We start from the raw sequence: 12,006 nt of genomic DNA on the forward strand, positions 1-12,006 counted from the left end.
CTTCAAATGTTAATTTTACTACCTTGTTATTTTACGATGTTCAAACCTCTAAAATTATACTTCTTCCATGTAGGCTTCAATTGGCGCGCAAGTGCAGACAAGGTTTCTGTCACCATAGGCATCGTCAACACGACGAACACTAGGCCAAAATTTATTATCCCTAACATACTCTAATGGGAATGCAGCGTGCTGACGAGTATATGGTAATAACCATTCATTATCAGTAATCATAGCCAATGTATGTGGTGCATTTTTGAGTGTATTATTGTCATCCTCCTTTGAAATATCATCAATTTCATGTTTAATGGCAATCATTGCATCACAAAAACGATCCATTTCTTGTTTGCTCTCACTTTCAGTAGGTTCAATCATCATGGTTCCAGCTACAGGAAATGATACTGTTGGTGAGTGAAAACCATAATCTATTAATCGCTTAGCAATGTCTACAACTTCAATGCCGTGCTCTTTAAAAGGTCTGCAATCGATAATCATTTCATGAGCAGCGCGTCCGCGTTCTCCTGAATATAAAGTTTCAAAAGAACCTTCAAGGCGTTTCTTAATATAGTTGGCATTAAGAATGGCAACTTCGGTAGATCTCTTTAAACCTGAAGCACCTAACATTTTTATATATCCGTAAGAAATCAAACACGCTAAAGACGAACCAAAAGGTGCAGCAGATATAGCTGTGATTGCTTGGTCTCCCCCTGTTTTTATTAATGGATTTCCTGGTAAGAAAGGAACGAGTTGTTTTGCAACGCAAATTGGTCCAACACCTGGTCCACCTCCACCATGAGGAATAGCAAACGTTTTATGTAAATTTAGATGACAAACATCTGCTCCAATGTTTCCAGGATTTGTTAATCCTACTTGAGCATTCATATTGGCACCATCCATATAAACTTGTCCGCCATTATCATGAATAATCTGTGTGATTTCTTTAATTGCAGATTCGTAAACGCCATGAGTTGATGGGTACGTGATCATTAATGCAGATAGATTATCTTTATGTAATTCTGCTTTTTCACGTAAATCGTCAACATCAATATTACCATCTTCCGATGATTTTATAACCACAACTTTCATTCCTGCCATAACTGCACTTGCAGGATTAGTTCCATGAGCAGAAGAAGGAATTATACAAATGTTTCTATGATGGTCATCACGAGATTCATGGTAAGCTCTAATAACCATTAGGCCTGCAAATTCTCCTTGAGCACCAGAGTTTGGTTGTAAAGAAGTGCCTGCAAAACCAGTGATTTCTGTGAGTTGGTCTTCTAGAGCTCGAAGTACTTTATGATATCCTTTTGCTTGATTAACTGGTACGAATGGGTGAATTTTACCCCATTTAAACCAACTTAATGGCAGCATTTCGGCAGCTGCATTTAATTTCATAGTACAAGAGCCCAATGAAATCATAGAGTGATTTAATGATAAATCTTTTCGCTCTAAGTTTTTGATATAACGCATCAATTCAGTTTCGGAATGATGAGAATTAAATACAGGTTCTTTTAAAAATGTAGTATGACGTTTTAGGTTCCCTTCGATACTATTTCCTTCAGAAATTTTAGAAATCACAATCGTATCTTTTTTAATGCTTTTAGCAAAAATGGAGACTATTGTATTTAAGTCTTCAATTGTAGCAGTTTCATTTAAAGAGATGGTTACACTATCTTTACTAGGATAGTAAAAATTCATTTTATTTTTTAAAGCAATTTTTCTAATCGCTTTTGCATCTGCCTTAATATGAAGGGTATCAAAGAACGATGTATTTGTTTGTTCAAAACCTAAATCTTCGAGTGCGTTGGCAAGAGTTGTTGCTTTGTCATAAATTTTGTTGGCGATAAACTCTAAGCCTTTTGGTCCATGATAAACAGCGTACATACCAGCCATTACTGCTAATAATACCTGAGCAGTGCAAATATTTGATGTCGCTTTGTCACGTTTAATATGTTGCTCACGAGTTTGCAAAGCCATACGTAAGGCTCTATTGCCATTTAAGTCTTTAGTTACTCCTATAATACGTCCTGGTAAATCTCGTTTATAAGCGGTTTTTGTAGCAAAATATGCGGCATGAGGTCCTCCATAACCCATTGGGATTCCAAAACGTTGTGTGGTACCAAGAACGACATCTGCACCAAATTTACCTGGAGCTTCTAATTTGATAAGACTCATAATATCGGCGGCGACAGCAACTTTTATTCTAGATGCATTTGCTTTCTCAATGAACGTTTTAATATCGGTTATTTGACCGTGTTTACCAGGATACTGTAAAATGGCACCAAAATATTCCGTAGAAAAATCAAAATCAGATTCGCTTCCAATTACGAGCTCAATTCCAATTGGTGTTGCTCTAGTTTGCAATAGCGACAATGTTTGAGGTAGTATGTTTTCTGAAACGAAAAACTTATTAATACCAGTCTTCTTTTGGTCTCTCTCTCTAACGGCAAACAATAAACTCATAGCTTCTGCGGCAGCAGTACTTTCGTCAAGTAAAGACGCATTGGCAATTTCCATACCTGTGAGGTCAGTGACCATCGTTTGGAAATTTAAAAGGGCTTCTAAACGTCCTTGAGCAATTTCTGCTTGATAAGGCGTATATGCAGTGTACCAACCTGGGTTTTCTAAAACATTACGCTGTATCACTGCAGGTAAAATAGTAGGATGATACCCTAAACCAATATAGGTTTTATAAACTTTATTCTTTTTTGATAAATCATAAATATGCAGCAAATATTCTTGTTCACTCATTGGTGCGTCAAGATCTAAATCTGATTTTAAACGAATTCCATTGGGTATAGTTTCATGGATTAATTGCTCCATAGAGTCCACCCCAATTATTTGTAACATTAGTTTTTGATCCGCTTCTCTAGGACCAATATGACGTAGTGAAAAATCTTCTGTATTCATTCAATTATTTAAGTTGTGTTTTGTTTTGCAAAATTAAGGAAATAATGAGCCTTAGTTGTTAATGAAAATGAAACTTTTCAACCAAAATAATGGTTTATTAACAGTTTGATTATTTTTGTACAATGCGAGTCCTTAAAATATTTTTAGATTTTTACATTAATAGCAGTATTCACGTGGCTTTAGCAGTATATGCTTTATCTTGTTTGACCTTGCTACAATTTGATATTCCATATGATGAAAATGTGCTCAATTTTATTTTTTTTGCGTCTATAACTGGATACAATTTTGTGAAGTATTTTGGATTGGCAAAATTTCATCACCGAGGTTTGGCGCAGTGGTTAAAAACTATTCAAGTATTTTCTGGAATCTGTTTTATAATAATGACTTATTATGCACTTAAGTTAGAACTAAAGACATTACTTTATATTGGTTTTTTTGGATTGGCAACTTTTTTATATGCGATACCTATAATTCCTAAAAAAATCTTCATTGATAAGCAAAAGAATTTACGAAGTATTGGTGGTCTTAAAGTGTATATTATTGCAATAATATGGGCAGGTGTTTCTGTTTTCTTACCATTGTTTAACAATCAATTTAAAATTACAGATGATGTCATTATCACTGCTTTTCAGCGTTTTCTTTTTGTTTTGGTGTTGATGCTTCCGTTTGAGATTAGAGATTTAAATTATGATGGTTTGAAACTGGCAACCATTCCTCAGAAAATAGGAGTAAAGCAAACTAAGCTAGTCGGCATGTTACTATTAGTTCTATTTTATGCATTGAATTATTATAAAGACGACCTCAATATTAGAAGTTTATTGAGTTCTTTAATTATTTCGTCAATCACACTATTGTTTTTAGTGTTTGCGAAACAAAATCAAAACAGCTATTATAGTGCGTTTTGGGTAGAGAGTTTACCACTAATATGGTTAGGAATATTATTTATGCTTAGCTAATTCTTTTTCAAAAGCTGTCCTTAAATTTTCTTTAGAAATGGGATCTAAATTTACAGGACTTTTAATCATAAGTTTAGTCAAATTCGCATTGTTCTTTGAGTATTTTCTACAAACTTTACAATAAATAAGGTGTATATTTAATAAGAATTTCTCCCACAACGTTGCCTCCTTATATTGTGTTTTATCACAGACATGATTTGCTTCTTTGCAAAGGATTATAATTTTATTACCCATTTTAAAACCAATTTTTTTCCAGGCAACTTGCCATAGCCGTTCGTGCTCTATGTATAATTACCCAAAGATTAGACGCAGTAATATTTAATTCATTACATATAGCTTCGGTTTCGTAATTTAATATTGTTTTCATCTCAAAAACTTGGGCTTGTTTTGATGGAAGTTTTTTTAAGCAGTTGTCGATTGCTAAACCTAACTCTGTATTTTCGATCGTATCCTCTGCAGTTTTATCAAAAGGATCTGCAACACGCTCTTCTAACCAATCACCTTCGTTTTCTTCGCTATTGTAGGATATTCTAACTTCCGCTTTACCTTTATTAGAGTTGATTTTACGGTAGTGATCTATAATTTTTCTTTTTAATATCGAAATGAGCCACGTGCGTTCACTGGCTTCTGCTTTAAAATTCTTCATAGATTTTAAACCAGCTACAAAAGTATCTTGAACTAAATCTTTAGCTTTTTCACTGTCATTGACACGAGTAATCGTGTAATTAAAAAGATAATCCGAATAGCGATTAATCCATTGATTAGGATCGATAGTGTGTTTTGGCATTTGTTTATCTAAACAATTTCATTTCAAAAATAACCTAAAAAATTGATTTTATCGAAAGTATTACTTGTGGATTGTTTTTTTGTTTTTCACACTAGCTTTAGAGCCTTCAGCAAGAATAACAGAGGTTGGTATTACGTTTTCTAAGTGTTTAAATTGAGATCCATAGTTGCCTTCAAAGTCTATATTAACAACATAATTATTAACTTTTAATTGACGCCAAGAAGGATGTACAACTTCATATTCAAAAGTTTTGGTTTTGTATTTCGTGTAACCAAAATAATGCTCTGTAATAAATTGTTCTTCTGAGTTTTCGGGGATTGAAGAAAACTCAGTTGCTGTTTCCACTGAAATAGATTGCCACTTATTTTTTAGTTTCCATTGGTATTCAAAGTTTTTAGAATTGTCATTCTCTGACCAATGATGCTTCATTTTGGCAGTGTAATAATGCTCGTGATACAATGAATTGGCTACTAAGGTGATTAGTGGTTTAGGAACTATTTCTTTAATAAAAACAACTCCTCGTTCGCCATTGCGTTGCACATAAAATCTAAGATTTACTTCTTCGAAATTGACGTGAAAGGGTAATTTTATACCTAATACTTTAGTGTCCATAAATAGAAATCCAACAATACTTACAAAGTATTTTCCGTTGTAACTATCTAGTGTTGTTCCCATTGGAAGTAAGGGTTCTAAGATCTTAGGATCCACTTCATAATTGATGAGTATTAAGTTTTTCCAGTAGGCTTCTAAAAATGTCATAATATTTAGTTTATAAGGTTATCTAATGCGATTTCTATATCTGAATGAATGAATTTAAATTCGTTTTCTAATAGTCGTTCTGGGATTACATTTCTACTTTTCATAACCAATTCTGGCTCTGTACCAATGAGTTTTGCTCCAAGTTTGATTAACCATTCGGGATGCGAAATTCCAAAAGGTATGTTCATCACTTTTCTAAAAGATGTCATTAAGGTTTTATTATTAGTTGGAGTGGGTACTGCTAAATTAAAATTGCCATCTAACGCGTCATTCACAATTAAAAAGTCAATAGCCCTTGCGAAATCTAACTCATGAATCCAACTTATTTTTTGATTTCCAGAAGCTTGTTTTCCTCCTAAACCAAATTTAACTAAGTTTTTTAAAGGCTCAGTTGCTCCACCATGTTTTCCCATAACAATAGATGTGCGTAATGCAATTTTTCTGGTTTTAGGATTGGTAACAGAGTAAAACGCTTTCTCCCATGACTTAGCAATATTCATTGAGAAATCATCACCAATCTCACCCATTTTTTCAGTCATTTGCAGATCTGTAGAATGTCTGTAAATTGTAGCAGTTGAGGAGTTAAACCAAACCTCTGGTGGGTCTTCACAAAGATTAATAGCTAATCCTAATGCATGTGTAGAATCTATACGGGAGTTAAGGATTTGTTGTTTATTGTCTTCGTTATATCTACAGTCAACAGACTTTCCTGTAAGATTGATTAACACATCTGTTTGTTCTAGAATTGTTGTCCAATCTTCAAGATCTTTAGCATTCCAGTAGATATCATTTTTACGCTGTACTGTTCGTGTTAAAATATAAACATGGTCTCCTTTTTTTGTAAAGTAGTCTTCTAGAATTTGTCCTAGAAATCCACTGCCTCCAGCTATTGTTATAGTTTTCATGTGTAATATGTATTGTTTCTTAACGGTCATTTACTTGTAGTATGCGCGTTTCATCAGTTTGAAATTATAATGGTTATTAAAATAAGTACTCTATAAACAACCCAAGTGTAAGAGAGAAAATTCGCTAATTTAAGTAATTTGACACGTCTAAAATGTTCTTTAAACATAATAAAGATCGTTATTCCAAACCCTATTAAAAAGATGATCTCATTAAGAGGAATCACTAGATTTATAAGTAGTAAAAGTAATAACATCAAACTACCTATAAGTGATACAGTCATCAAATTTCCTAAGTAATTGACAATAGTTTTCTTATCCAATTTATAAAGGAGTATCCCTTGGAATACCAATTGACCAATGGTGATAAATCCTTCTCTTATCAATGGTCCTTGAGGAAGTGTTGAGATCTGTTTGCCATAATAAAATAGAGTAAACATGGTAACGATTACTGAAAATAGTAAGTATAGTAATCTATAGGTCACATTAAATGTGGGTAAGCATTGTAAGTGTTCTAATTTGTTTTCTTGACTTGGAATAATCACTTTACGGTTATAAGAAATAAAGCTATAGAGTTTTTTTAATAGGAATTTTACGGGTTTTATGTGTCCTATTTTTTCAATAGTTGGAAATCTATAACCCAGTACTTTTAGTAAACTATCAATACCATATATTACCGTTTTATGTTTATTATCAACTAATGCAATTTCGTTAGATGCGCGTTTCACATCGATGAAATTTTGATTTTCTAAAGATATGGTGCTGAACGGTTGTCTTCCATTTTTATCTAGCATACCAGTTTTTATAAAACCAGAGGTATAGACCTGGCATAATGGGCAATCCTGATCGTAAAGGAGTGTGTGATTTTCTAGTGTTTTCATGCTACTGTTCTTTAAGTTTTAATATAAAGTGGTCGTGTGTTGCGTGTGTAGAACATCAATAAAACAGTTGTTTTTAGTACTGGTTTAGAAGGGTGTCTCGATTGTCGAGGGCTTATAGAAAAGAATAATAAGTTGCTAGATGACATCCAACCCAATTTTATGATAATCACTGTGATGTTTGTAAGGTATATACCATATGTGAGGAGGCTATAATTTATTATTTTTTGTTTTAAACTTTCAGAAAATTTTGAAAGCATATTTTAAATTTTTTTATTTTATGAGTTTTAGTAAAGATTTAGTAACCCAGTTTTGTTTTTGATTTACCAATTTGTTAATCATATCATCTGCAGTTTCTGTTAAGTCATGTAACGCTTTTGTTTGTTTTATAAGTTCTTTTGTTTTTTCTGTTCCGTCATCTGCTATAGAGGATACTTCTTTTAATACTTTCACAACGGGTTTTATTTCTCGGCGGCTACGCTCCTTTGCGATCACTCTAGCTAATTCTTGCACCTCTTTTTCTGTCGTAAAATATTCTTTTCGTTCACCGGGAATAATTACTTTAGTGACAATTCCCCAGTCCATTAATTGGCGTAAGTTCATACTAGTATTACCACGTGAAATTTTGAGTTCTTCCATAATGTCTTCCATACACAATGGTTTTATAGAAATAAAAAGTAATGCTTGTATTTGAGCCATGGCTTTATTGATTCCCCAGAGGGTACCTAAGCTGCCCCAAGTACTCACAAATTTAGTTTTAGCTTCGTCGTAATTCATATTCTTAATTTTATTAACAGCATAAAGGTATATTAAATATTTCAAACTTTCAATAATTATTGAAAGTTTGTTTTAAAATAAAAGGTTGAATTTTTATTCCAACCCTTTAAGTTCTTATTTTTCTATCAATCCAGCACGTTTCAACAACGCATCTGGTCTTGGTTCTTTCCCTCTAAAACGTTTATATAACGTCATAGGGTCTTCAATGCCACCTTGGGATAATACATTATCCTTGAATTTTTGAGCAACCACTTTGTTAAAAATGCCTTCTTCTAAGAAATATTCAAAGGCGTCTGCATCTAAAAGTTCTGCCCATTTATAACTGTAATAACCAGAACTGTAACCACCTTGAAAGATATGAGCAAACGAAGTACTCATGCAATTCTCCTGAACATCAGGATAAAGTTTTGTGTTTTCAAATGCTTTAAACTCGTGAGTTTTTATATTTGTAATGGCGGTTGGATCTTGTCCATGCCATGACATATCCAAGAGGCCAAAACTAATTTGTCTTAAGGTTTGCATACCTTCATGAAAGGTAGACGATGCTTTAATTTTTTCTATAAGTTCCATAGGAATCACTGCTCCGGTTTCATAGTGGGTTGCAAATAACTCCAACGCTTCTTTTTCATAACACCAGTTCTCCAATACTTGACTTGGTAACTCAACAAAATCCCAAAACACGCTTGTGCCTGAGAGACTAGGATAGGTTGTGTTAGCAAGCATTCCGTGTAGGGCATGACCAAACTCATGAAATAATGTTGTTACTTCATTAAATGTAAGCAATGACGGTTTACTTTTTGTTGGTTTTGTAAAGTTGCAAACATTAGAAATATGTGGTCTGTCATTAACGCCATCCTTAATGTATTGTGGTTTATACACTGTCATCCATGCACCATTTCGCTTTCCTGCTCTTGGGAAGAAATCGGCATAGAAAATAGATACTAAATTTCCTTTGTTATCTGTTACTTTATAAGTCAGAACATCTTTATGATATTTGTCAATAGTATCAATTTCTTCAAATTTTAAATCAAATAAACGCTCTGCAATCGTAAAGGCGCCATTAATCACGTTTTCTAATTTGAAATAGGGTTTTAATTGTTCATCATCTAAACTAAATAATTTTTGTTTCAGTTTCTCAGCATAATAAGAACCATCCCATTTTTCTAATCTATCAATACCATCCAAGTCTTTCGCAAACTGCTCTAAATTTTCAAATTCATTCTGGGCAGCAGGCTTTGCTTTTTCTAAAAGTTCATTTAAGAAATTTTCAACGGTCTCAGGTGTTTTTGCCATGCGCTCTTCTAATACAAAATGTGCATGCGTTTTATAACCTAATAAATTGGCACGTTCATGACGTAATTTTACAATTTGTAAAACGTTATCTTGATTATCTAACGCGTCACCTTTAAATGCTTTTGAACCTGCAGAAATAGCGAGTTCTTTTCTTAACTCACGATTATCTGCATACGTCATAAAAGGGATATAACTAGGGTAATCTAAAGTAATCAACCAACCTTCTTTATTTTTAGATTCAGCCAATTGCTGTGCGGCTTCTTTTGCGCCTTCTGGTAATCCTGTAAGATCATTTTCATTAGTAAGGTGCATTTCAAATTTATTAGTTTCTGCTAAAATGTTTTCACCAAAATTAAGCTTCAACTTGCTGGATTGCTTGTCAATCTCGCGAAGTCTTGTTTTCTTTTCTTCGGAAAGATTTGCACCATTTCTAGAAAAGCCTTTATATTTTTTGTCGAGAAGCGTACTTTGCTCCGTAGTCAAGTCTAAATTAGACTTTTGGTCATAAACTGCTTTGACACGTTTAAATAAAGATTCGTTAAGCGTAATATCATTACTAAAGTCAGAAAGTAGAGGAGACACCTCTTGAGCAATCTTTTGGATGTGGTCATTAGTTTCAGCACTATTCAGATTGAAAAATATGCTTGATAATCGATCTAATTCCTCTCCCGAAAAATCCAATGCCTCAATAGTGTTCTTAAAACTAGGTGTTTCGGAAGAATTTGCAATCGTATCGATTTCTACTTTGGCTTTTTTAATCGCTTTTAAAAACGCAGGCATATAATCCTCATTCTTAATTTTCGAAAAAGGAGCAGTATGGTAAGGTGTGTTGAATGTAGTATTTAGAATATTCATTTTTAAAAATATAATTAAAGATTTTTGTTAGAATTAATGTTGAAATGTTTATAAGTATTTGGAAACCATTAACTAAACCTTAAGAATTCCCCGTTAAATTATAAGTACATTTGCATTGTTATTTAATATTACTGAGAAGAAAGATTTAATAACATTGATTAATAGCTCTAAAACCTCGTATAAAAGCGAGGTTTTTTTATGCTGTAGATTAGCCTAAATTCTTAGAGGATTCGATCACTTTAATTTTTAAACTTTCTTTATAATCAATAATAGTTTTGCGCACCTCTTCATTTGAAACGCCAATAATTTGGGCAGCAAGAATTCCAGCGTTTTTTGCACCGTTTAGAGCAACTGTTGCCACAGGGACTCCTCCAGGCATTTGTAAAATAGATAGTATTGAATCCCAACCATCAATTGAATTACTGCTTTTTACGGGAACACCAATCACAGGTAATGGAGATAAAGAAGCGACCATTCCTGGTAAATGTGCGGCACCACCCGCGCCTGCGATAATAACATTGATACCTCTAGAATGTGCGTTTTTACTAAAATCGAATAATTTTTCAGGCGTTCGATGTGCAGATACAATATCTACTTCAACCTCTATTTTAAACTCTTTTAAGATGTCAATGGCGTCTTGCATGACAGGAAGGTCACTTTTACTTCCCATGATTACTGCTACTTTATTCATATTTATTTACTTATAACTTTTATCGTTTTCTTGACTTGTTCAGCAATTCGTCTGGCGTCATTAAGATCTTCATTTACAATGGTAACATGTCCCATTTTACGAAATGGTCGCGTTTGCTTTTTTCCGTAGATATGTGGCGTTACGCCTTCAAGTGACATGATTTCTTCTATGTTTTCGTAAACAACATCACCAGTGTGTCCTTCTGCACCCACTAAATTTACCATAATACCACCAACTATGCTCTCTGTTTTACCTAACGGTAGATTTAAAATAGCGCGTATATGTTGCTCAAATTGAGACGTATAGTTGGCTTCAATCGTTTGGTGACCTGAGTTGTGTGGTCTTGGAGCGACTTCATTTACTAATATGTCATCGGTTTCGGTTTGAAAGAGTTCTACTGCTAAAAGTCCCACGTGTTTAAATGCTTCGGAAACTTTAAGCGCTACGTTTTTTGCTTTTTTAGCAACAGCTTCGTCTATTCTAGCAGGACAAATCACATACTCAACTTGATTGGCTTCTGGATGAAATTCCATTTCTACAACGGGATATGTTTTCACATCGCCATTTGGGTTTCGTACCACAATAACTGCCAACTCATTTTTAAAAGGTACTAAATCTTCTGCAATACATTCCCCTTTTGGTAAATCTTCTAAATCTGAAAGTTGTCTCACTATTTTTACACCATTGCCGTCATATCCAAACTGTGCGGCTTTCCAAACAAATGGGAATTTTAATCCGCCATTATCAATGGCATCTTCAATTTCCGATAGGTAAGCAAAGCGCGTAAAATCTGATGTTGGAATCCCATGGTCGCGATAAAACAATTTTTGTGTGGCTTTATTTTGAATAATACGAAGATTCTTTGATGATGGATATACTTTGATACCTTCTTTTTCTAATTTCTCAAGGGCATCAACATTGACGTTTTCAATCTCAAATGTTACAAGATTGACTTGCTTTCCGAAGTTATAAACCGCATCAAAATCCATTAAATCACCTAGTGTAAAATGATTACATGCGCTTCTACATGGCGCTTCTTCACTAGAATCCATGACGTGTGTTTTAATGTCAAATTTTCTCGTGGTATACAACATCATTTTACCGAGTTGTCCACCACCAAGAATACCGAGTTTGAAATCTGAAGAGAAATAGTTTGCCATTTGCTTTGCGAATATTAATGTCATATCGAGCGTAGTTGAGA

Annotated in this window: 10 protein-coding genes; 1 reads left to right on the forward strand and 9 read right to left on the reverse strand. The window is 33.7% G+C overall.

Annotated features, from left to right (window positions below):
- Positions 1-54: 54 nt before the first annotated feature.
- Positions 55-2,907 carry an aminomethyl-transferring glycine dehydrogenase gene (gene gcvP, locus H593_RS0103005; protein ID WP_028871062.1) on the reverse strand — a complete coding sequence of 951 codons (2,853 nt, stop codon included), beginning with the start codon at positions 2,905-2,907 and terminating at the stop codon, positions 55-57.
- A 122-nt stretch (positions 2,908-3,029) separates the two neighbouring features.
- Here gcvP and H593_RS0103010 point away from each other — a divergent pair, with 122 nt between their 5' ends.
- Positions 3,030-3,863, forward strand: coding sequence for a hypothetical protein (locus tag H593_RS0103010; RefSeq protein WP_028871063.1), 834 nt, complete (start codon positions 3,030-3,032; stop codon positions 3,861-3,863).
- A 235-nt stretch (positions 3,864-4,098) separates the two neighbouring features.
- On the opposite strand, the gene H593_RS0103020 is transcribed toward H593_RS0103010, so the two are convergent.
- The 8 genes from H593_RS0103020 to H593_RS0103055 all read right to left on the reverse strand — a co-directional run bounded on the left by H593_RS0103020 (position 4,099) and on the right by H593_RS0103055 (position 11,989).
- Entirely contained in the window at positions 4,099-4,650 is a 552-nt protein-coding gene (locus tag H593_RS0103020; protein WP_028871065.1) for a sigma-70 family RNA polymerase sigma factor, read from the reverse strand.
- A 60-nt stretch (positions 4,651-4,710) separates the two neighbouring features.
- Positions 4,711-5,409: a YqjF family protein gene (locus tag H593_RS0103025; RefSeq protein ID WP_028871066.1), complete on the reverse strand. Its 699-nt coding sequence runs from the start codon at positions 5,407-5,409 to the stop codon at positions 4,711-4,713.
- Between the two features lie 5 nt (positions 5,410-5,414).
- Positions 5,415-6,314 carry a TIGR01777 family oxidoreductase gene (locus tag H593_RS0103030; RefSeq protein WP_028871067.1) on the reverse strand — a complete coding sequence of 300 codons (900 nt, stop codon included), beginning with the start codon at positions 6,312-6,314 and terminating at the stop codon, positions 5,415-5,417.
- 53 nt (positions 6,315-6,367) lie between these two features.
- Entirely contained in the window at positions 6,368-7,192 is an 825-nt protein-coding gene (locus H593_RS0103035) for a thiol-disulfide oxidoreductase DCC family protein (protein ID WP_028871068.1), read from the reverse strand.
- Positions 7,193-7,462: 270 nt separating this feature from the next.
- On the reverse strand, positions 7,463-7,966 hold the full coding sequence (locus H593_RS0103040; protein ID WP_028871069.1) for a GbsR/MarR family transcriptional regulator: 504 nt from the start codon (positions 7,964-7,966) through the stop codon (positions 7,463-7,465).
- Between the two features lie 114 nt (positions 7,967-8,080).
- On the reverse strand, positions 8,081-10,114 hold the full coding sequence (locus H593_RS0103045; RefSeq protein WP_028871070.1) for a M3 family metallopeptidase: 2,034 nt from the start codon (positions 10,112-10,114) through the stop codon (positions 8,081-8,083).
- Between the two features lie 208 nt (positions 10,115-10,322).
- Positions 10,323-10,805, reverse strand: a complete 483-nt coding sequence (gene purE, locus H593_RS0103050) for a 5-(carboxyamino)imidazole ribonucleotide mutase (RefSeq protein WP_028871071.1) — start codon at positions 10,803-10,805, stop codon at positions 10,323-10,325.
- A gap of 2 nt (positions 10,806-10,807) precedes the next feature.
- Positions 10,808-11,989: a 5-(carboxyamino)imidazole ribonucleotide synthase gene (locus H593_RS0103055; protein ID WP_245585004.1), complete on the reverse strand. Its 1,182-nt coding sequence runs from the start codon at positions 11,987-11,989 to the stop codon at positions 10,808-10,810.
- Positions 11,990-12,006 lie beyond the last annotated feature (17 nt).

This window comes from Psychroserpens burtonensis DSM 12212, from assembly GCF_000425305.1.
In the GTDB taxonomy this organism is placed as follows: domain Bacteria; phylum Bacteroidota; class Bacteroidia; order Flavobacteriales; family Flavobacteriaceae; genus Psychroserpens; species Psychroserpens burtonensis.